The organism is Microbispora sp. H10670 (assembly GCF_014161385.1).
GTDB classification, from domain to species: domain Bacteria; phylum Actinomycetota; class Actinomycetes; order Streptosporangiales; family Streptosporangiaceae; genus Microbispora; species Microbispora triticiradicis.
Genome location: NZ_JABBWW010000013.1, coordinates 150472 through 172439, shown reverse-complemented (window position 1 = coordinate 172439; position 21968 = coordinate 150472). Strand labels below are relative to the sequence as shown.

At 71.7% G+C, this 21968-nt stretch carries 17 protein-coding genes; 10 read left to right on the top strand and 7 right to left on the bottom strand.

Annotation, left to right across the window (positions count from 1 at the left end):
* The first annotated feature begins 196 nt into the window (after positions 1-196).
* The 9 genes from HHX33_RS19960 (at position 197) to HHX33_RS19920 (ending at position 12874) form a co-directional block, all read left to right on the top strand.
* Entirely contained in the window at positions 197-1204 is a 1008-nt protein-coding gene (locus HHX33_RS19960) for a conjugal transfer protein (RefSeq protein WP_182875918.1), read from the top strand.
* A 65-nt stretch (positions 1205-1269) separates the two neighbouring features.
* Positions 1270-1542, top strand: coding sequence for a hypothetical protein (locus HHX33_RS19955; RefSeq protein ID WP_396777362.1), 273 nt, complete (start codon positions 1270-1272; stop codon positions 1540-1542).
* A gap of 21 nt (positions 1543-1563) precedes the next feature.
* Positions 1564-4524 carry a TcpE family conjugal transfer membrane protein gene (locus tag HHX33_RS19950; protein ID WP_182875917.1) on the top strand — a complete coding sequence of 987 codons (2961 nt, stop codon included), beginning with the start codon at positions 1564-1566 and terminating at the stop codon, positions 4522-4524.
* 85 nt (positions 4525-4609) lie between these two features.
* Positions 4610-7087 carry an ATP-binding protein gene (locus tag HHX33_RS19945; protein ID WP_117410229.1) on the top strand — a complete coding sequence of 826 codons (2478 nt, stop codon included), beginning with the start codon at positions 4610-4612 and terminating at the stop codon, positions 7085-7087.
* Entirely contained in the window at positions 7084-9603 is a 2520-nt protein-coding gene (locus tag HHX33_RS19940; protein ID WP_259402665.1) for a type IV secretion system protein, read from the top strand. Before HHX33_RS19945 ends, HHX33_RS19940 begins: the two co-directional genes overlap by 4 nt.
* 19 nt (positions 9604-9622) lie before the next feature.
* Complete coding sequence (locus HHX33_RS19935; protein WP_182875916.1) at positions 9623-10273, top strand: hypothetical protein; 651 nt, start codon at positions 9623-9625, stop codon at positions 10271-10273.
* Positions 10270-11424, top strand: coding sequence for a bifunctional lytic transglycosylase/C40 family peptidase (locus HHX33_RS19930; protein ID WP_310741446.1), 1155 nt, complete (start codon positions 10270-10272; stop codon positions 11422-11424). The genes HHX33_RS19935 and HHX33_RS19930 overlap by 4 nt, the downstream gene beginning before the upstream one ends.
* Entirely contained in the window at positions 11421-11810 is a 390-nt protein-coding gene (locus HHX33_RS19925; protein ID WP_182875915.1) for a (deoxy)nucleoside triphosphate pyrophosphohydrolase, read from the top strand. The genes HHX33_RS19930 and HHX33_RS19925 overlap by 4 nt, the downstream gene beginning before the upstream one ends.
* Before the next feature lie 92 nt (positions 11811-11902).
* Complete coding sequence (locus HHX33_RS19920) at positions 11903-12874, top strand: hypothetical protein (protein ID WP_182875914.1); 972 nt, start codon at positions 11903-11905, stop codon at positions 12872-12874.
* Positions 12875-12955: 81 nt separating this feature from the next.
* On the opposite strand, the gene HHX33_RS19915 is transcribed toward HHX33_RS19920, so the two are convergent.
* The 7 genes from HHX33_RS19915 to HHX33_RS19885 all read right to left on the bottom strand — a co-directional run bounded on the left by HHX33_RS19915 (position 12956) and on the right by HHX33_RS19885 (position 20914).
* Positions 12956-13708, bottom strand: a complete 753-nt coding sequence (locus HHX33_RS19915) for a succinate dehydrogenase/fumarate reductase iron-sulfur subunit (protein WP_182875913.1) — start codon at positions 13706-13708, stop codon at positions 12956-12958.
* Positions 13708-15600 (bottom strand): fumarate reductase/succinate dehydrogenase flavoprotein subunit, encoded by a 1893-nt coding sequence (locus HHX33_RS19910; RefSeq protein ID WP_111701327.1) that lies wholly within the window; start codon positions 15598-15600, stop codon positions 13708-13710. Before HHX33_RS19910 ends, HHX33_RS19915 begins: the two co-directional genes overlap by 1 nt.
* 27 nt (positions 15601-15627) lie before the next feature.
* Positions 15628-16431: a hypothetical protein gene (locus HHX33_RS19905; protein ID WP_182875912.1), complete on the bottom strand. Its 804-nt coding sequence runs from the start codon at positions 16429-16431 to the stop codon at positions 15628-15630.
* Between the two features lie 180 nt (positions 16432-16611).
* Positions 16612-17049 carry a response regulator gene (locus HHX33_RS19900; protein ID WP_111701329.1) on the bottom strand — a complete coding sequence of 146 codons (438 nt, stop codon included), beginning with the start codon at positions 17047-17049 and terminating at the stop codon, positions 16612-16614.
* Complete coding sequence (locus HHX33_RS19895) at positions 17042-18700, bottom strand: sensor histidine kinase (RefSeq protein ID WP_182875911.1); 1659 nt, start codon at positions 18698-18700, stop codon at positions 17042-17044. Before HHX33_RS19895 ends, HHX33_RS19900 begins: the two co-directional genes overlap by 8 nt.
* Positions 18697-19893 carry a PP2C family protein-serine/threonine phosphatase gene (locus tag HHX33_RS19890; RefSeq protein ID WP_111701331.1) on the bottom strand — a complete coding sequence of 399 codons (1197 nt, stop codon included), beginning with the start codon at positions 19891-19893 and terminating at the stop codon, positions 18697-18699. The genes HHX33_RS19895 and HHX33_RS19890 overlap by 4 nt, the downstream gene beginning before the upstream one ends.
* Before the next feature lie 94 nt (positions 19894-19987).
* Positions 19988-20914, bottom strand: a complete 927-nt coding sequence (locus tag HHX33_RS19885; RefSeq protein WP_111701332.1) for a LysR family transcriptional regulator — start codon at positions 20912-20914, stop codon at positions 19988-19990.
* Positions 20915-21101: 187 nt separating this feature from the next.
* Here HHX33_RS19885 and HHX33_RS19880 point away from each other — a divergent pair, with 187 nt between their 5' ends.
* The gene (locus HHX33_RS19880; RefSeq protein ID WP_310740619.1) at positions 21102-21947 is read left to right on the top strand and encodes a succinate dehydrogenase cytochrome b subunit; all 846 of its coding nucleotides are present in this window, start codon (positions 21102-21104) and stop codon (positions 21945-21947) included.
* Positions 21948-21968: the final 21 nt, after the last annotated feature.

Here is a 21968-nt window from a genome sequence, read left to right as displayed (position 1 = left end):
GCAGAGTGGATAGACGTGGCGCCTCACAACGCGATGTAGACCTGGTTTGCTCGCTCGCGGCGATGCTTGCACCATGGGCGTGGCTTACCTGGAAGAATTGGCTAGACCGCTAGGGTGAATACTTCAATGCGGCTAACCGGAACGAGAGCAAGAGGAAACCGCGCCAGCCGGATGGATCGGCGCGAGCGGAGGCGTGATGGCTCGCAGGTCAGACGTCCAGCAGGATCCTCGGATCGCTGGCGACCCTGAGCCGTACCCTCCGGAGGGCCTCGACCGGTCGATCGCCGCTCACGGCACGGCCCCCCGGCGCAGAGGATGGAGCGGCGGCGGAGGCCGCTGGCTCGTCTGGGCCGGACGCGCGATCCTCTGGGCCCTGATCATCGTGATCGTGGTCAACGGGGTCCGGGCGCTGTTCGAGCGCTCCATGCAGGACACCGGCACCGGCACCACTCCGGCCGAAACGGTCACGTCCGCCTTCCCGACGACGCGGGCGGCGGCCTTCGCGGACCAGTTCGCGGCGGTCTACCTCAACTACGACGCGGCCAACCCCCAGCAGCGTGCGGAACGGCTGAAGGCGTTCCTGCCGGAGGGAGCCGACGCGCAGTTCGGCTGGAACGGCTACGGGCGCATGTCCGCCGGCGCCTTCCAGTACGCGGGAATCGACGTGATCGACGACCACAACGCCCGGGTGAGCGTGTCGTACCAGTCCGGGGACGCCCGTGGCCTGCTGTCCGTGCCGGTCTACTACGACGGCGGCAGGTTCGTGGTGTCGGCGCAGCCCGCCCTGCTGCCCGACCCCGGCCCGGCCGGTCTGCCGCAGCTTGCCGAACCCGACAGCGACTCCGCCACCGAGGCCGAACTGCGTCCCCAGCTCGAAGGCTTCTTCAAGGCGTACGCCGCGGGCAACCAGGTGGATCTGCAGCGGTACGTCGCGAACGGCGTGACGATCGAGGGCTTCAACGGCAGGTTCGCCTTCGCCGAGCTGAAGAAGGTGTCCGTGCCACCGGGTGGCGCCGACAGCAGGAAGGTGACCGCGGTGGTGGTGTGGGCAGTGGCCTCCGGGGACGCGGCGGCGCCGAGTCCGTCCCAGGACCCGGCGGGCGAGCCGGGAGGCCTCGAACAGGCCTACGAGCTGACGATCGAGAAGCAGGGCGGCAAGTGGTTCGTCAAGGACATCCAGGGTGCGAACCGGTCCGTGGGGTAGCGCATGCCCGGCACAGACATCGCTGATCCATACCCCCGGGAGGGCGAGAGTTGATTGTGAAGACCATCGCGGATCATTTCCTTGATCTCGCCGCACCGTCGCCGGCGCCGGTGACGGGCATCAACACCGAAGGTCTCGCCGAATTCCTCAGGAAGTTCTTCGCCCCGCTGTTCCTCGCGGTCGTCTCCGTCGTGGCGATCTTCTTCCTCTTCACCCGTGAGATCACCAGGTTCGTGCAGTTCATCATCCTGGCGATCGCGATCGGTGTGATCTTCTACGTTCCCAACATCATCGAGGTGACAGCGAAGGCCATCGCGGGCGCGCTCGGGATCAAGTGACGGGCGGAGAGGAGGTTCGGGGTGGATCTGCCCACATATACCAATATCTGGCGTATTGAGAAGCGGCTGTACAAGCTGTACGACCTACGGCTGCCGATGCCGCTTCCGGTCGTCTGGATCGGTGTGTTCGTGGGTGTCTCCGTACCCTGGTGGCTCTTCCTCCTTCTGGTGAGACTGCCGCTGGAGGCGCCGTGGCACGTCGTCTACCTGGTTCCTCCCGGCGTGCTCACCTGGCTGTCCACCCGTCCGGTCATCGAGAACAAGCGTCTCACCGAGCTTCTGCAGTCGCAGGTTCGCTACATGGCCGAGCCCAAGACCTGGTGCCGGATGGCTCCGTTCGACGAGCCGGACGAGATCGCCCTCACCGGTCGCGTCTGGCGGACCACTCCGCCGGTCGTCACCGGCAACGGCAGAGCCGCCCTCCGGGGGGCCGGAGCCAGGGCGCGCCGCCCGATCTCGGTCAAGGCCGCCGCCGCCCCGGAGACCGCGCACGCCTCAGGCGCCTCCGCACGGGCCGCCGCGGCGCACGCGGGCGGGCCGCCGCTCGACCCGTCCCGCGTCGTGCGGCCCGCAGTGGCCGCCGCTGCCGCCGCGGCCGTGCCGGTCACCACCGGCAGCCCCGCCCCGCTCCCCTGGAGCGGCGCCGTGGCCGCGGCCAAGGGCGACGTCACGGGTGAACGGGTCTTCTCCCTGCCGCAGCCGTCCGCGCCGCCGGCGGACCCCGCCCGTACGGCCGATCCCGAGCGGGACCGTCACCCGGACGGACCTCCCGCCGGACGGGAGGACAGCGCGGTCCACGACAGCACCGCCCCCGACCGCGCGATCCACGACACAGAGTCGCAGGGCCAGGACCAGGGCGAGGGTCAGAGCGAGAGCCAGGGCTGGGGCTGGGATCGGCGGGCGCCCGGCGCGAGCCCCGCCGCCTCGGAGTCCCACCCGGAACCTCACGCGGAGCCCCACTCGGAGTCCCACTCGGGGACCCATCCGGTGCCGCCCCTCGGCACCGAGACGCTGCGCCGCCTGCGCAGGCTCGCCGCCTCGGCCGAACCCCGCTCTGTACGGCCCGCCGACCCGGCGTTCTTCACCCCGGACCGGCACGACTCGGACCGGCACGACTCGGACCGGCACGACTCGGACGGTGAGCGGGCCGGTGACCCGCCGGCCGCATCGGCCGTTCGAGAAATCGCCGCAGGAACCGCCGCAGAGACCACCACGGGATCGGCCGCAGAGACCGCCCCGGAGGACGCTCCGAGGGCGGCTTCCGAGCGCGACGAGGCCACGCGGCAGCATGGGACAGCGCCGGACGAGAGCGCGGAGGCCCGGCCCCCCGCCGCTCCTGTCGCCTCCGCCGCTCCCGCCGCTCCCGCTGCTCCTGCTGCCTCCGAATCCGCCGCCTCCGACCCGGGCACGGGGAGGAGTGAGGCGCCCGCGCGGCGGGAGGACGCCGACGTTCTCGCGCAGCACCGCAGGGGGCGTCCGCCTCGGCTGGTGCGGCCCCGTGAGCAGAGCGGAGCGTCCGGAGAGGCGTTCCCCGCGGCGGCACAGGCCCAGACCCCGCCCGATCGGCCCGCGGACATCGCGGCGGACATCGCGGACGTCCCGGAGAGCGCCGAGCCGGCCGACGGGACGACCACCGGGCCGGTCCGGACGGGCGCGACGGCCGCTGCCGGGCCTGTGAACACCAGCACCAACACCAGCGCCGGCACCGACGCGGACGCGGACCCGGCCGGTGAGGTCTCCGCCCCGGTCGCGCAGCCGATCAGGATCCGGCCGCCCTACTCGCAGCCCCCCGCCGCGCACCGTTCCGAGCCGCAGCCGCCCGGCGGCCGGCCCGGTGATGCGCGGCCCGGTGACGCCCAGCCTGGTGCCGGTCATCGGGAGGGATCGTACGGCCTCGGTCCGGGACCGGTAGGACCGACGGGTAAGGGGAGCGTGACGCCTCCGGCGGGTCCGGCCGGGGTGCCGATCCGGACGGTCCCGGCCGGGCCTCGCCACGCGGCCCCGTCCGGTGCGCGGCCCGCGCTGCCCGCCGCCGGCTCTCCGACCGGCCGTCCGGGGCACGAGGAGCCGCCGCGGCTGCGCCGGGTCGAGGCGGTGGTGGGCCGCGACCCCTCCGGCGGCTGGCGGCGCCTGGCGCAGGTGGTCGTGGGCGGCAGCCGTACGGACGGCATGGAGGTCGACGAGGCGCGCGCCCGCGTCCCGCTGACCACCAGCAGGCGGATCATGGTGCTCGGCTGCACGGGCGGCGCCGGGCAGACGACCACGGCCTTAATGCTGGGCCACACGCTGGCCCGATACCGAGACGACCGGGTGCTCGCGCTCGACGCGAACACCGGCGAGGGCACGCTGACCACGAGGATCGCCGCAGAGTCGCCGGAGACGCTGAGCTCGCTGCTGGAGGGCTCCGAGGAGGTGACCGGCTACCTCGGCATGCGGTCCTACACGACGCGCTGCGAGTCGGGGCTGGAGGTCGTCGGAGCGGACACCGACGACCGGGTCACGCAGCGCCTGGCGGAACGCGCGTTCCTGGCCGACTGGCGCCGGACGCTCGCCGCGCTCGACCGGCACTACCGGCTGACCGTCATCGACCCCGCGGCCGCGCTGGCCGCCCGCCTCCTGCCGTACGCCGACCAGCTCGTGCTGGTCGCCCCCGCGAGCGAGGACGCCTCCGAGGCGGTCGCGATGACGTACGAGTGGCTCGACGGCCACGGCTGCTCCGACCTGCGGCGGCGGGCGGTCATGGTGATCAACGGAGTGAGCCGCCGCAGCCTCCCCGACGTGGAGCAGGCGGAGGCGGTCGCGAGCGGCAGGTGCCGCGCGATCGTCCGCATCCCCTGGGAGGACGAGCTGGCGCCCGGACGGCCGGGACCGGTCGACATCACCCATCTCCGGACAGGCGGCCGCAGGGCGTACGTCGCGCTCGCGGGAGTGATCGTGAACGGCCTGGCGGCTGCCCAGGCCAAGCAGGAGGTGGCGAGATGAACGCCGGACGCGGGCCGCGGCGAGGGCGGTCGCGCGGGTCCGACGGGTCCCGGGACGTGCGATCAGGAGAGCTGGTGAAAGGTCGATGAGCAGGGCGCGCAGTCGCCTGGCGGTGCGGTACTTCGATGATCGGGTTCTGCTCACCGACTCGGCGGCCTGGGCCTACTTCCGCCTGCCGACGGTGAGCTACGAGTTCCTCACCCCCGAGGAGCGCGAGGCGCTGGCCACGAACGTCACGATCGCGCTGGCCGCGATCAGGATGCCCGACGCCGAGGTGCACCTGCGGGTCGCGCACCGGGCGTACCCGGCGGCGGAGTGGGCGATGGCCCTCAACGCGACCTCCGACGAGGGCCCGGGCTGGCGTGAGTACCTGGAGGAGATGTACCGCCACGTCTGGGCCAAGGACTTCTGGAGCAAGGAGGTCTACCTCGGCGTCAGGCTCGGCCCGCGCGGCGCCCAGCTCGGCACCGGCGTGCTGGCCCAGCTGTTCGGCTTCTACCAGCGCAGCGAGAAGAAGCTGGGCATCGAGGACGACCACGTGCCGGACCGGGAGATCGCCCGGTGGACCGAGGCCGCCGAGCGGCTCGGCCGGGCGCTGGCCTCCAGCGCGCTCTACGCCCGCCACGCCACCTCGACCGAGATCGCCTGGTTGTTCCAGCACGCCGCGGCGGCCGGTCTCGGCGAGCCGTGGCCCTCGGCCTCCCCCCGCCGCAGGTGGGGCAAGGGCGAGATCGAGGCGCTGGTCGAGGGCCAGATCCACAACGGCAGGTCGCTGCTGCGCATCCAGCAGCCCGCCGGCGAGGCCTACGTCGCGCACCTGTCGTTCGCCCGGTTCCCCGATCTCATGCCGTTCCCCGACGGCGAGCCGTGGCTGCACTTCGCCGACCAGCTTCCCTTCCCCGTCGAGATCTCCAGCCGGATGCGGCTGATTCCCCCCGTACGGGCCAGCAAGGACGTGGCGCGCAAGCTCGCCCACGCCCGCGACATGGACATCCACATCCGCGAGGCGGGGGCCGAGGCCCCGCTCGCGCTGGCCGAGCAGATCGACGCCGCCCGCATGCTGGAGCACGGCATCACCAAGGAGCGGCTGCCCTTCGTGTACGGCTGGCACCGGCTGAGCGTCAGCGCGCCGACCGAGGAGATGTGCGTCCAGCGGGTCGAGGCCATCGTCGAGCACTTCCGCGACATCGGCATCGACGTCGTCAACTCCACCGGCGACCAGTTCTCGCTGTTCTGCGAGGCGTTGCCGGGGGAGCGGCTGCGGGTCAACGCGTACGCCCAGCGGCAGCCGCTGCGGACGATCGCGGGCGGCATGGCCACCGCGACCGTCGAGATCGGCGACCGGGTGGACGAGTCGAACGCCGGGTGGATCGGGCCCTACGTCGGGGAGACCCTGGGCCGGGCGCGCAGCATCGTCCACTTCGACCCGCTCGTCGCGGCGGCGCGCAACCGCCCGACGGCCATCGCGATCACGGGTGAGCCGGGCGGTGGGAAGACCACGCTGGCGCTGCTGCTGATCTACCAGATGGCGCTGCGCGGCGTCACGATCGCGGTGATCGACCCCAAGGGCGACGCCGAGTCGCTCGTACGGCTGCTGCGGGCGCGGGGCCGGAAGGCGAGGGTCATCCCGCTGGGGTCGGCCGCGCCGGGCCTGCTCGACCCGTTCGCGTTCGGCGACGACATCGCGGCGAAGAAGACGATGGCGAGCGAGACCCTGCGGCTGCTGCTGCCGAGGATGTCGGAGGAGCGCGAGTCCGCCATGATCCAGGCGGTCGCGGCCGTGTCGAACGAGCCCGACCCCTCGCTGGGGAAGGTGGTCGACCACCTGGAGCAGTCGTCCGACCCCGCGTCGAAGAACCTCGGGGCCGTGCTGCGCTCCATGTCGGAGATGCACCTGGCCCGGCTGTGCTTCGACGCCTACGGCGGCGAGCAGATCGACACCGAGGGCTGGACGACGGTGTTCACGCTCGGCGGCCTCACGCTGCCCGACGTGGCGACGGTCAGGGACGACTACTCCTACGAGCAGCGGCTGTCGGTGGCGCTGCTCTACCTGGTGTCGCAGTTCGCCCGCCGCCTGATGAACGGGCTCGACCGGCGCACGCCGAAGGCCATCTTCCTCGACGAGGCGTGGGCGATCACGTCCACCCCCGAGGGCGCCAAGCTCGTGCCCGAGGTCTCCAGGATGGGCCGTTCGCGCAACACGGCGCTCGTCCTGGTCTCGCAGAACGCCGGTGACCTGCTCAGCGAACAGGTCACGAACTGCCTGTCGTCGGTGTTCGCGTTCCGGTCCACCGAGCGGGTGGAGGTCGAGCACGTGATGGAGCTTCTCGGTGTGGATCCCTCGGAGGACCACAAGGGGGTGCTGCGCTCCCTGGGCAACGGGGAGTGCGTCTTCCGGGATCTGGACGGCCGGGCCGGCCGTATCGGGGTGGACCTTATCTCGGAGGAGCTGCTGCGCTGGCTTGACACCAATCCGACACACGACAAACCCGGCGAGAACATGCATGATCTCTTTGACGGGGGCTCCGGTCGGTCGGGGGTCGCGCAGGAGGTGCGATCGTGAGCGTGCGCAGGAACGGTCCCAGAGGTCGCACCAGAGAGGGCGGCAGACGCGGCAGGAGGCTCCGGCGGAGCCTCGCCCTGCTGTTCGTCGCCTTCGCGGCGTTCGTGACGCTGCCGCTGGTCTTCCCGTCCGGTACGGCGAGCGCCGACGGGATCTGCGAGCTGTCGCCCAAACTCGCCCCCGAGATCGTGGGCGGCGGCGTCGACGGCCTGGTGCAGCCCCCGGCGCCGGACGACGCGACGGCCACCGGCACCGGTAAGCCGCCCGCCGGCTCGGCACAGGGCTCGGCGGACGGCTCGGCGCCGAAGGAGCCGCTCACCAACTACGAGCGGTACGGCATGGCCGGGCAGTTCTGGCACACCTACGACCTCGGGTGCTCCGACGTCACCGCCGTCCTCGGCAACGCGTGGGCCAACACCGTCTTCTCCTGGGCCAAGGCCGTCGACCGGCTGACGATCAGCACGTACCAGGCGGCGGCCACCGAGGGCCCGCTGCAGCCCATCAAGGAAGTCGCCGACGACATCGTCAAGAACCTCGCCGACGCGATGTACTGGCCGTACCTGCGGCCGGTCGTCATCCTCGGCGCGATCTGGCTGGCCTGGTACGGCCTCATCCGCAAACGCGCGACGACGACCACCGAGGGCGTCGTCTGGATGGTCCTCGCGGTCACGGTCGCGATCTGGTTCTTCAGCCGCCCGGGAGACTTCACGGGCCTCGGCAAGACGGTGACCGACAAGACCGGCGAGATCGTCAACTCGGCGTTCTCCGGCCTGCCGGGAGCGGGCGGCGCGTCCTGCCTGCCCATGAAGGCGACCGAGCCCGGCGAGGTGCCGAGCGAGCCCACGGCCGGTGGCTATGGCCGGCAGGGCACCCCCGGCGTGGCCCAGAACGCCGACGCGCTGTGGTCGATCCTCGTCTGCAAGCCGTGGCTGATGGGTGAGTTCGCCACGGCCGACCCCAACGCCGGTCTCGTGAAGGGCCTCGGCCAGAAGACCCTCGACCTCCAGGCGATCGACGCCCAGGAACTGGCCGCCAAGCAGACTCCGGCCTCCGACTCGCATCAGCAGCGGTTCGAGGAGGAGGTCGCCAAGCCGCTGCAGAGCACTCCGGTGTTCTTCCTCTTCCAGGGCAAGGACTGGACCAGCCGCCTCGGCATCGCCATCGGGGCGTTCATCGCGGCGATGGTCGCCGGTCTGCTCATCTTCCTCGTCGCGGTGTCGCTGCTCGTGCTGAAGGTCGGCTTCCTGCTGCTGCTGATGCTCGCGCCGGTCTTCCTGCTGATCGGCGTGCATCCCGGCTCGGGACGGATCATCGCGATGCGCTGGCTGGAGATGCTGGTCGGCACGCTGCTCCGCCAGGCCGTGCTCGCGCTGGTGCTGGGCATCCTCGTGTACGGCTACGCGTTGATCATCTCGACCAACCTGCCGTGGGGCATGCAGATCCTCTTCATGGCGCTGCTGACGATCGCGGTCTTCTTCTACCGGCGGCCCTTCCAGCATCTGTTCGCCTCGATGGACGGGCACACGCTGGCCACGCGGATGCTCGGCGAGGCCGCGACCGCGCCGACCCTCTCCCGTGCGGCCGCCGTACTGCCGCCGGTCGCGGCGGCCCGGGCGGGCCGGTGGGGCCTGCGCAAGGCCGAGCCGATCATCGGCGCCGCCGCGATGGCGAGCGGTGCGGGCGCCGCCGCCGCTGCCGCCTCCTCCGTGGCCCAGGGCCGGGTACGCGGCGAGGAGGGCGCGGGCAACGTTCCCGCCCAGGCCGGTGCGCGCGCGGGGGCGCAACCCGCGCCGCTCGACGCCGACGGGCAGGCGGGCCGCCGCAAGGCCGGGGTCGCCGCCGCCCGTCCCGGCACCGCCCCGCCGCTGAACCTGTCCGGCGTACGGCCGGCCGGTGCGCGGGGCCCGGCGAACGGTCAGGCGAACGGCCAGGCGCCCGGACGTGCCCCGGGAGGCGGGGCAGCGCCGTCCGGGCCGTCGGCGCCGTCCGCTCCGTCCGTGCCCCGGCGGGTGACGGGAGCGGCGGTCACCGGTGTCTCCGCCGCCTCCGCCGCTCCTGCCGCTCCTGCCGCTCCTGCTAGCGGATCCGGTGGGTCCGGCAGTGGGTCCGGTGGGTCCGGTGGCGGCTGGTTCAGCGGCCGGTCCGGCGGCTGGGCCTCCCGGCCGTCGACCACGCGTGGCTCCGGCGGCGGGCCGGGCAGCCTGTTCGGCGGCGGCTCGGGTCGCTCGTCCCGGGGCTCCTCGGGCGGCTCAAGCGGCTCCGGCGGCTCCGGCGGCTCCGGCGGTTCGAGTGGCGGCTCCGGCGGCCTGTTCGGCGGTTCGTCCCGCCGGGGCGACGCGGGCCGCTCCCGTCCGGCGCCGCCGCCACCGCGTGACTCGGGGCCGTCCGCCGGGCGTTCGCGTCCGGCCGAGCCGCCCCCGCTCTGGCTGCCGAGCCGGGGGGAGAGCACGCGGCGCGAGGGCGACGCGCCGGCCCCGTTCTGGGCCAAGCCGGCCGACCGCGACTCCGGCGAGTGACGGGACCACCGACGAGGCCATGAGAAGCCGGAACAGCGACCGGGGCAAGGGACTCGCCTTCGGGGCGGCCGTGGTGGTGCTCGCCGCCGTCGGCGTCTACCTCAGCATGAGCCCGCCGACGGACGGCGACGAGCAGGCGAGACAGCAGTCGGTGGGGCGGTCGGTGGCCGCCACCGGCCGGGCGACCAGCGGGGCGCGGGAGCCCGGCCCGGTCGCCACCACGCCCGGCGCCTTCGACGTGTACGCGTACCTGCCGCTGTCGAGGGAGGAGATCGGCGCGGCGGCCGACCTGGCCCGCCGCTTCGCCGAGGCGTACGGCACCTTCTCCCACGACGAGGAGCCTGCCGCCCGCGCCGAGCGGCTCACGGCGTTCGCGACCACCGAGTTCGCGGGCCAGCTCACCAGGACCGTCACCGATCCCGCCGTGGCGGACCAGAACGAGGCCGACCAGGTGATCTCGAAGGGGTCGGCGAAGGTGGCGTCGATCCGCGACATGACGGGCAGTCAGGTGGTGTTCGTCGTCGACTCCACCCGGCACGTGACGGACCGGAGCGGCCAGAAGGACGTGCCCGAGCGGTTCGCCGTGACCGTCGTCAAGTCGGGCACCGACTGGCGGGTGTACGACCTGCAACTGGCCGACTCCGGCCAGGACGGGGACACCTCGCCGTGACCGTCCCGCCGCGCGGCGCCTCGGTACGCACCTCGGGGAGCGTCGTCCGCCGGCTCGCCTCGGGAGGGCGGTCCTGGCGGTTGATCGCCGTGGCCCTCGTCGTGATCGTGCCGGTCACGCTGTTCGCCTCGATCATCCTCATGACCCCCAGCCCGTCGATGCTGCTCGGCGGCGGCTCGTCCGGGAACTGCGCCGAGGCCGCCACGGGACCCGGTGCCGGGGCGGACCTGTCCGCGACGGCGCGAAGCGACATCCCCGAGGACTACCTGGAGCTCTACAAGAAGTTCGGCAAGCAGATCGGCGTGCAGTGGAACGTGCTCGCCGCCATCGGCAAGCGGGAGACGAACCACGGCCGGTCCTCGCTGCCGGGCGTGCGCAGCGGCACCAACTACGCGGGCGCGGCGGGGCCGATGCAGTTCCTCATCAGCACCTGGGGCGGCCAGGCCAAGATGAAGATCGAGCCGGGCATCAACGGCTACGCCTCCGACGGCGACGGGGACGGTTTCGGCGACGTCTACGACCCGGCGGACGCCATCCTCGGCGCGGCCAAGATGCTCAAGCGCAACGGCGCCCCCGACGACCTCAGAAGGGCGATCTTCGTCTACAACCGCGCCACCTGGTACGTCGACCAGGTCCTGGAGATCGCCAAGCGCTACGCCGCGACGGGGGACATCGGCCTGCCCGCCGAGGCCGACCCGGCCTGCGACTCCGGGTTCGTCGAGAACGCCCCCGACGACGTCGTCCGCCAGATCCTCGAATACGCTCTGGCGCAGCGGGGCAAGCCGTACCGGTGGGGCGGCACCGGCCCGGACGCCTTCGACTGCTCGGGGATCATCTACATGGCCTACCGGAACGCCGGTCTGAGCATCCCGCGGACGACCTTCGGCCAGTGGCCCTTCGGCGTACCGATCGAGCAGGGCGAGGAGCAGCCCGGCGACCTCGTCTTCTTCAACGCCGGCCCCGGCACGTCGAAGGACAACCCCGGGCACGTCGGGATGGTCGTCTCGCCCGGCACGATGATCGAGGCGAGGTGCACCCTCTGCGGGCCGATCAAGGTGACGACCTACCGCGACCGGCCGAACATCGTGGGCTTCACCCGGCCGCTCCGCAACGAGACCGTGCTGGCGCAGCTCAAGCGGGCCCAGACATGACCGGCAGGCTGGTCGTGGGCGCCGCGATCGTGGAGGACGGCCGGCTCCTGGCCGCCCAGCGGTCCGCGCCGCCGGAACTGCGCGGCGGCTGGGAGTTCCCCGGCGGGAAGGTCGACCCGGGGGAGGACGAGCGCGCCGCGCTGGTGCGCGAGTGCGCCGAGGAACTCGGCGTCGACATCGTGGTGTCACACCGCGTCGGCGGCGACTGGCCGCTGCCGAACGGCGGCGTGATGCGCGTCTGGCTCGCCGGGCTCGCCGCGGGCGTCCCCCGGCCGATCGAGCACCTCGCGTTGCGCTGGCTGGAGCCGCACGAACTGTACGACGTCGCCTGGCTGCCCGCGGATCTGCCGGTCGTCGCCGAGATAGAGACGCTGTTGCCCGGATAGGACGCAGAATCGTGCCCTGAGACCGGCTTTGCCGTGCCGTGGACCGAACTACAATCGGTGTTGACCTCGCACGCGCTGACAGGAGGCGATCGGTGATCGGACGCGCATACATCAGGGCCGCGTCCTCGGCTGCCGCGTCGCTGGCACTCGCCACGCTGGCGGTCGTGGTCGTGAGTCCCATGCTCGGCGCGACCGCCGACCCGGTGAACCCGTGCGACACCACCCAGGGCGACAACTGCGACGTCGTCACGGTCACCGTCACACAGACGCCCTCGCCCTCGCCCAGCCCGACCGCCGAGCCGGTGGTGACGAAGACCGTCACCGTCACGCCGACGCCCAAGCGCACCACCCGCAAGCCGACGGCGACCCACTCCACCACCCCGCCCGCGTCGACCGGCGGCCAGCAGGGGCAACAGGGCCAGCAGGGGCAGCAGCCCCCGGCGACCACCGAGCACTTCCCCTCGACGACCGAGGTGCCCGCCGGGGCGGGCGGCACGTCCCCCACCCCCACCCCGGAGAGCGAGGGGCAGGTGAGCCTGCCGCCGGCCACGACGCCGGATGTCGGCCAGACTCCCACCGCGGCCGCCTCGTTCGAGGAGCCCGCGCCCGACACCGTGCCGTACGAGATCCGCAACGCCTCGCCCGAGTACGACAAGGCGTCGCTGGCCCACCGGCTCGCGATCCCCGCCGGTGTGCTCCTCGGCATCGCGCTGATCGCCTGGCTGATCTTCGAGGGCCGGCTCCGGCGGATGGCCCACGCCGCCGCCGTACGGCGGGGCGGCCCGGTCGCCGCCACGGCCGCCGCACCGGAGGCGCCGGCCTATCCGGCGGGCTCCGGCTACGCCCCGATGGTCGGTTTCGTGCCGATCCAGCCGTACCCGCAGCAGCCGTACCCCCAGCAGTACGCCGTGCCCTACCCGCAGCAGCCCTACGGCTACCCCGTGCCGTACGGGTACGCCCAGCCGTACGGGTACCCGGCCGGGGACCCCGCACAGGCACCGGCACAGGCTCCGGCACAGGGGCAGGCGCCGGCGGCCGGAGAGCCCCAGCAGCGAGAGCAGTAGACACGCGGTAGACACTCAGAGCAGCACACGAGAGGCGCCGCCCGGACGAGCCCGGGCGGCGCCTCTCGTGTCACGCGCGGGTCAGCGCTGGCGCTTGAAGATCTTCGAGCCCAGCCAGACCAGCGGGTCGTACTTCCGGTCGACCACGCGCTCCTTCATCGGGATGAGCGCGTTGTCAGTGATCTTGATGTGCTCGGGGCAGACCTCGGTGCAGCACTTGGTGATGTTGCAGTAGGAGAGGCCGTGGTCCTCCTGCGCCGACTCCTTGCGGTCCAGCACGTCGTACGGATGCATGTCGAGTTCGGCGATCCGCATGAGGTAGCGCGGGCCGGAGAAGTTCGGCTTGTTCTCCTCGTGGTCCCGGATCACGTGACAGACGTTCTGGCACATGTAGCACTCGATGCACTTGCGGAACTCCTGCGACCGCTCGACGTCGACCTGCTGCATGCGGTACTCGCCCGGCTTCACGTCCGCCGGCGGCGTGAACGACGGGACCTCACGGGCCTTCTGGTAGTTGAACGACACGTCCGTCACCAGGTCCTTGATGACCGGGAACGTCCGCAGCGGCGTGACCGTGATGGTCTCGTCCTCCTCGAAGGTGGACATCCGGGTCATGCAGCCCAGGCGCGGCTTGCCGTTGATCTCCATGGAGCACGAGCCGCACTTGCCGGCCTTGCAGTTCCAGCGGACCGCGAGGTCGGGCGTCTGGGTGGCCTGGAGCCGGTGGATGACGTCGAGGACGACCTCGCCCTCGTTCACCTCGACGGTGAAGTCCTCAAGCCTGCCTTCGCCGCCCTCACCGCGCCAGACGCGGAACTTCGCCTTGTATCCCATCACGACTCCTTGACGGCGGCGTCGTACTCCGCCAGCTCTTCTTCGGTGAGGTACTTCTCCAGCTCGCCACGCTCGAACAGGCTGATCAGGTCGGAGCGCATCGACGGCTGGACCCTCTCCTCGACGCTCACGCCCGACTCGTCCGGCGTCACCGCCACGCGCAGCAGCTTCCTGCGCCACTCCGGCGACATGCCGGGGTAGTCGTCCCGGGTGTGCCCGCCACGGCTCTCCTCACGAAGCAGCGCGGCCTTCGCCACGGCCTCGCTCACCAGCAGCATGTTGCGCAGGTCGATCGCGAGGTGCCAGCCGGGGTTGTAGATCCGGCTGCCCGAGGAGGCGGTGTGCCTGGCCCGCTCCTTGAGCTTCTCGACGACCTGGAGGGCCTCGCTGATCTCCTCCGCCTTGCGGATGATGCCGACCAGGTCGTTCATCGTGCGCTGGAGCTCGTGGTGGACCTCGTACGGGTTCTCCCCGCCGGTGCGCTCCAGCGGCGCCAGCGCCTCCGCCCTGGCCTCCTCGACCAGCCCGGCGGCCGCCGCCGGCCGCCTCGCCAGGCCGTCGACGTACGCCGCGGCGCCCGCACCGGCCCGGCGGCCGAACACCAGCAGGTCCGAGAGGGAGTTGCCGCCGAGGCGGTTGGAGCCGTGCATGCCGCCGGAGACCTCGCCGGCCGCGAACAGGCCGGGCACCGAGGCCGCGCCGGTGTCGGCGTCCACCTCCACGCCGCCCATGACGTAGTGGCAGGTCGGGCCGACCTGCATGGGCTCCTTGGTGATGTCGACGTCCGCCAGCTCCTTGAACTGGTGGTGCATCGACGGCAGCCGCCGGATGATCTCGGCGGCGGGCAGCCGGGTGGACACGTCCAGGAACACGCCGCCCTGCGGTGAGCCGCGTCCCGCCTTGACCTCCGAGTTGATCGCCCGGGCCACTTCGTCACGGGGCAGCAGCTCGGGCGGGCGGCGGTTGCCCGCCTGGTCGTCGTACCAGCGGTCCGCCTCCTCCTCGGTCGTGGCGTACTTGTCCTTGAACACGTCCGGGATGTAGTCGAACATGAACCGGCGGCCCTCGGAGTTGCGCAGGACGCCCCCGTCGCCGCGAACCGACTCCGTCACCAGGATGCCGCGCACCGACGGAGGCCAGACCATGCCCGTCGGGTGGAACTGGATGAACTCCATGTTGATGAGGTTCGCGCCGGCGAGCATGGCCAGCGCGTGCCCGTCGCCCGTGTACTCCCAGGAGTTCGACGTGACGACGAACGACTTGCCGATGCCGCCGGTGGCCAGCACCACGGCGGGAGCGTCGAAGACGATGAAGTCGCCGGTCTCCCGCCAGTAGCCGAAGGCCCCCGCGATGGCGTCGCCGTCCTTCAGTAGCCGGGTGATCGTGCACTCGGCGAAGACCTTGATGTACGCCTCGGGGTCGCCGTGCAGCTTCTCGTCCTCCTGCTGCAGGGCGACGACGCGCTGCTGCAGGGTGCGGATCATCTCCAGGCCCGTACGGTCGCCGACGTGGGCGAGGCGCGGGTACTCGTGACCGCCGAAGTTGCGCTGGCTGATCTTGCCGTCCTTGGTGCGGTCGAACAGCGCGCCCCAGGCCTCCAGCTCCCAGACCCGGTCCGGAGCCTCCTTGGCGTGCAGTTCCGCCATGCGCCAGTTGTTGAGGAACTTGCCTCCGCGCATGGTGTCGCGGAAGTGCACCATCCAGTTGTCGTTCGGGTTGACGTTGCCCATCGCGGCGGCTGCGCCGCCCTCGGCCATGACCGTGTGGGCCTTGCCGAAGAGCGACTTGCAGACGATGGCCGTCCGCTTGCCCTGCTGCCGCGCCTCGATCGCCGCGCGGAGTCCCGCTCCGCCGGCTCCGATGACGACGACGTCGTATTCGTGACGCTCCACCTTGAGATCCTTACAACGACGTGCTGCTTAAGCGAACGGGAAGTTGATGACGCCCTTGGCGACGAGGCGGACGTACAGGTCCGCGACCACGATCGAGACCATGGACGCCCAGGCGAACTGCTGGTGCCGCGCGTTGAGCTTCGAGACCAGCGTCCACGCCTTGTAGCGCAGCGGGTGCCTGGAGAAGTGGTTCAGGCGCCCGGCGGTGATGTGGCGGCAGGAGTGGCAGCCGAACGTGTAGCAGAGGACCAGGACCGCGTTCACCACGAGGATGACCGTGCCGAGACCGACGTGTCCCCAGTTGCCGTCCGCGTCGCGGAAGGACAGCACCGCGTCGTACGTCAGGATCAGACCGATGATCGCGGCGACGTAGAAGAAGTAGCGGTGGACGTTCTGCAGGATCAGCGGCAGGCGCGACTCGCCGGTGTACTTGCTGTGCGGCTCGGCCACCGAGCAGGCCGGCGGCGACATCCACCACGAGCGGTAGTACGACTTGCGGTAGTAGTAGCAGGTGAACCGGAACCCGCCCGGGAACGCGAGGATCAGCAGTCCCGGCGGCAGGGTGTACCAGTCGCCGAACGGGGCGAATCCGAACAGCCGGGCCCCTTCCGGGCAGGTCGCCGCGGCGAGGCAGGGCGACGAGAAGGGGGCGATGTACGACCCGGCGAGCATGCTCAAGTCGAACATCGCCCAGAAGCCGTAAATCAGGAACAAGAAGAGCCCGGCGAACGTGAGCACCGGAGCAAGCCACCATCGGTCGGTGCGCAGAGTGCGCACCCTGATCTGCGCGCGTTGTTTCCGTACCGCGCTCTCGGCCGTTGTCTGGGTCATCGGAGACCTTCCACCCTCACTGACTCCGCGCACGCCGGAGCGGTCGCGCGTGCTCAGGCCGTGCTGCTCGGGCCGTGCTGACCCTGCTGCTCAGGCCGTGCGCGTTATTGGTGGGGCACACATTACGACGAGCACATCACGAACTGTGAGGAGGGTCACTCCTACCCGCTGTGATCTCGGTCACTTCCCCGGGAGTTTGACCACGGTGACGAAGAATTCGTCGATCTGCCGCACCACTCGGGTGAACTGGTCGAAGTCGACGGGCTTCGTGATGTACGCGTTGGCGTGCAGGTTGTATCCCCGAAGGATATCCTGCTCAGCCTCCGAAGTGGTCAGGATCACCACCGGGATGCTCCGCAGCGAGGGGTCGGCCTTGACCTCCTGCAGCACCTCGAAGCCGTTCAACCGGGGAAGGTTCAGGTCGAGCAGCACGAGGTCGGGCCGCGGCGCCGAGCCGTGCGGACCCTCGCCGCGCAGGAAGGCCAGCGCCTGCTCCCCGTCCTGGACCACGTGGAGGTTGTTGCCGACCTTGTTGTGCGAGAACGCCTCCTGGCAGAGCAGCACGTCGCCGGGGTCGTCCTCTACCAGGAGGACCTCGATCGGGCGGAACTCACTCATCGGGGTCTCCCAGGGCCGGCAGCGTCCAGCGGAACGTGGCCCCGGCGTCCCCGCCGGTGTCGAGCCAGATCCGGCCGCCATGATATTCGACAATCTTGCGGCAGAGCGCCAGCCCGATTCCCGTACCGGGATAGACGTCCCTCGAATGCAGCCGCTGGAAGATCAGGAAGATCCGGTCGGCGTACTTCGGCTCGACGCCGATCCCGTTGTCCGCGCAGCTGAACTCCCACATGTCGCCGTCCCGCCGTACGCCGATGTGGACGCGGGGCGGCTCCTCGGAGCGGAACTTGAGCGCGTTGCCGACAAGGTTCTGGAAGAGCTGCGTGAGCAGGGTCCGGTTGCCGAGGACCCTCGGCAGGTCGTCGTGCGTGACCGTCGCCCCGGTGTCGGTGAGCCGGGCGTCGAGGTTGCGCAGCGCGGCGGCCAGCGCGTCGCCGCTGTCCATCTCCTCCCGCTCGCCGCCCACCCGGCCGACCCGGGAGAAGTCGAGCAGGTCGTTGATGAGCAGCTGCATGCGCCGGGCGCCGTCCACCGCGAAGCCGATGTACTGCCGGGCCCGGTCGTCGAGCCGGTCGGCGTAGCGCTGCTCCAGCATCTGGGTGAAGCTCGCCACCTTGCGCAGCGGCTCCTGCAGGTCGTGGCTCGCCACGTACGCGAACTGCTCCAGCTCCCGGTTGGAGCGCCGGAGCTCCTCGGCCTGGTCCGCGAGCTGCTGGCGCGCCTCGACGGACGACTGCCACTCGGCCATGATCCGGCGGCGCATGCCGTCGATGTGGCCGGACAGCTCCCACAGCTCGGCCGGCCGGTCGACGCCGAGCTCGTGGTCGAAGTCGCCCGCCGCGACCTCCCGGACCTGCCGGGTCAGCCGCGCGATCGGGCCGACGACGGCGCGGCGCACGATCAGCGCGCAGACGACGAGCGCCAGCACCATCGCGCCGCCCAGCACCGCGATCGCCGCGTAGATGGTCGTCCAGGCGGAGTAGAGCCGGTCCCGCGCGGTGTCGTGGAGCCGGCCCAGGGCCGCCTGCTGCCGGTCGAGCGCGGTCTTGACGGCCGCGAATCGCTGGAGGTTGCTCCTGGCCAGGTCGGTGAGGGGGCCGGGACCCCGGTCGAGCGTCCTGGTGACGACCGGCTCGGCGTAGTCGCGCCGCCAGGCGTCCGTGGCCTCGGTGAGGGCGGTGATCTGGCCGCGGACGCCGTAGCCCTGGGGCAGCCGGGGGACGAGCCCGGCGATCTCGTCCTTCGCCGCCCGCTCGTCGGAGACGCCCTTGCGGTAGGCGTCGAGGTACTGCTGTTCCCCGGTGAGCCCGAACCCGCGGATCGCCCCCTCCTGCGCCTGTACGGCGGTGGCGACCCGCAGCGTGTGGAGGGCGGCCGGGTCGACCGCGTCGACGAGGGTCTGCCGGGCGTCCTTCGCCTGCGCGAGCGTGAGCAGGGTCGCGCCGAGGGCGATCAGGAAGACGACCAGCACGCCCGCGCCCGTGAGCAGGAACCAGCGGCTGACCGTCAGGCGGGAGTCCAGCGCGGGCGGGCTGAGCGGCGGAGGAGCGAGCGGGGGCGGGCCGGCGAGGGCCGGCGGCGCGCCCGTCTCAGGCGCGGTGGTCTCAGGGGTGGTCGTCTCAGGCACTGGCGTCTCAGGCATGGTCGTCATGCCCTGCCCTCCCCGGCGCCCGTGATGCCGGTGATGCCGGTCAAGGCCGTTCTGCCGCGGGAGACGAGGACGGCCGCGACGTCGTCGTGCATGGCGCCGTCGAGGCTGGCGATGATGCGGTCGAGGTCGATCCCCTCCTGGGCGCGGATCAGGTTCGCCAGCCCTTCGGTGCCGAGCAGGTCCCGGTTCTCGCCGACCGTGGCCTCGATCAGCCCGTCGGTGTAGAGCAGCAGCGACCACCGCTCGCCCAGCGTGACGTCGATGGGCGTCCACTCGATGTCCGGGAAGATCCCGAGCGGCGGGCCGGACGGCGTCTCGGTGACCACCCCGAGCACGCCGTCACGCAGCAGCAGTGGCGGCGGATGGCCGATGACGTGCAAACGGGCGGTGGTCAGGTCCGGGCTGATGGCGGCGCTGCACATCGTGGTGAAGATCTCCGGAGACTTCCGCTCGTGCCGCAGCAGCGTGTCCAGCGTCCGCAGCACGTCGTTGCCGGTCTGCCCGGCGAGGACCAGCGTGCGCCAGGCGATGCGCAGCGCCGTGCCGAGCGCGGCCTCGTCGGGCCCGTGCCCGCACACGTCGCCGATCAGCACGTGCACCGCGCCGTCGGGCGTCTGCACCGTGTCCCAGAAGTCGCCCGCCAGCAGCCCGCCCGTACGGCCCGGAAGATAGCGGGCCTGGTGCTGCAGCAGCGTGGGGTCGAGCAGCGGGACGGGCAGCAGGCCGCGTTCGAGCCGGGAGTTCTCCTTGCTGACGATGCGTTCCTGGAGCAGTTCGCGCATGGCGAGATCGGCGCGCTTGCGCTCGATCGCGTACCGGATCGCGCGGATCAGCAGGCGGGCGTCGACGTCCTGCTTGACCAGGAAGTCCTGGGCTCCGGCGGCGACCGCCTCGATGCCGGCGTGCGTGTCGCCGAGGCCGGTGAGCACCAGGACGGCCGTGTCGGGGGCCATGGCGATGACCTGCTCCAGCGCCTCCAGCCCGGTGGCGTCCGGCAGGGACAGGTCGACGACCACGCACTGCACGTCGTCGGTCAGCCGCTCGCGGCCCTCGGACAGCGTCCGCGCCCAGGTGATCTTCGGTGGCCTGTCGGCGTCCGCCAGCAGCTCCTCGACGAGGAACGCGTCGCCGGCATCGTCCTCGATCAGCAGGAGCGTCAGCGGATCGGGCAGGTCAGGTGGGACGGGGGTCACGAACGCCTCTCGGTCAGCGTCGGCAGCATCGTGGGGACAAACTTAGCGTCAGGGGAGGGCGGGGTGCGGCTCCCATGGCTACTCGCATGGCTACTCACATCGCGACGAGTGCCTCGATTCCGGGGGCGAGGGTCCCGGCGTGCGCGGCCTCGCTCAGGAACGACAGCAGCGTCGAGCGGAAGGCCTGCGCCGCCCGCGTCGGCTCCACGTCCTTGCGGTGGGCGAGAGCGACCGTACGGCGGAGCCCCGGCACCAGCGGTGTGCCGACCAGCCCCGGCCGGTTCTCCAGCACCATCGAGGGCACCACGGCGATGCCGAGCCCCGCCTCGACGAAGCGCAGCACCGCGTCCATCTCCCCGCCCTCCACCGCGAAGCGGGGTTCGAAACCCGCCTGACGGCAGGCGGCGAGCGTCGCCTCCCGCACGTCGTAGCCCCGGCGGAACATCACCAGGGGCCGTCCGCGCAGGTCCTCGATCCGCATGAACGGCTTGCGCCCCCGGTCGCCCCCGGAGACCACGACGAGGTTCTCGCTCAGGATCTCCTGGGTGACCAGGGCCGGATCGCTGCTCTGCAGCGGCAGGATGATCAGCGCCAGGTCGAGCTGGCCACGGGCGAGGTCTCGCACCAGGTCGCGCGACCCGCCCTCCTCGACCCGCAACTCCACACCAGGGTAGTCGCGGTGGAAGCGGGCCAGCGCGTCGGCCAGCAACCCGGCGCACAGGGAGGGGGTCGCCCCGAGGCGGACCCGCCCCCGCCGCAGCCCCGCGAGCTCGGCGACCTCCCGCCGGGCCGTGTCGGCGTCGGCCAGGATGCGGCGGGCGAGCGGCAGCAGCGCCTCACCCGCCGGAGTGAGCGTGACGTTTCCCCGCGCCCGGCTGAACAGCGGGGCCCCCAGCTCCGTCTCAAGGCTCTTGATCTGCTTGCTCAGCGACGGCTGGGCGACCCGCATCCGCTCGGCGGCCTGGGTGAAGTGCCGCGTCTCTGCCACGGCCGTGAAGTAGGCCAGTTGCTGGAGCTGCACAGCTCGATAGCCTACGGCTATGGTCGCCGGCGGCCCGATGCGGCCCCCGGACTGTGAGTTTGGTCGCACCCGCCCGGCGCGTCCCGGCCCCGCATGCGTACGGCGCAGAGGGCATAGCCCCCGGCTATCGAAACCAGAACCGCGATGACTTGGACGCCTGGAAAGACCGAACCTAGCGTTTCCATACGTGACTGCCACCATTGACCACTCTGTCGACCATGTTCCGGGGCACGGCCCTGCTGATCACGGCTCTGTTGATCACGGCTCGGTGGGGCGTGGCTCGGCGACCGCGCCGGTTCCCCGGCGGGACGTGTCCCGCGCGCCGGCCCGTCCCGGCCCGCGTACGCCCGCCCGGCGCGGCCTGTTCGGCACCTCCGCCGGCAGGAAGGCCGTCATGGCCGTCACGGGCGCCGTGCTCGTGCTCTTCCTGCTCGGCCACATGCTCGGCAACCTCAAGATCTTCCTGGGTGCCGGCTCCTTCAACCACTACGCCGACTGGCTGCGTACCGTGGGCTCGCCCGCGCTCCCCGACCGGACCCTGCTGACGATCACCGAGATCGTGCTCGTGCTCGCCGTCGCGCTGCACATGTGGGCGGCCGTGTCGCTCGCCCGCCGCGCGGCCAAGGCGCGGCCCGTCAAGTACGCGGCCAAGCGCAGGTCGCAGGCCGGCGGGTACGCCACGCGCACCATGCGGTACGGCGGCGTGATCATCGTGCTGTTCGTGATCTGGCACCTGCTCGACATGACCTTCGGCACGGTGAACCCCGGGGGTGGCGACGCCACCCCGTACGACCGGATGATCGCCGGCTTCCAGCCCGGCCGCTGGTGGGTGGGGCTGTTCTACCTGGTCGCCATGGTCATGATCGGCCTTCACCTGCGGCACGGCCTGTGGAGCGCGTTCCAGTCGCTCGGCCTCACCCGCCGCCCCCGCGTCCGGAACGCGCTCAGGGCGGGCGCCGCCGTGGTCTCCGCGGTGCTCGTGGTCGGATTCGTCGCGGCGCCCGTCTGCATCATGATCGGAGTGGTCAAGTGAAGTTCCGCCGCCGCCAGCAGC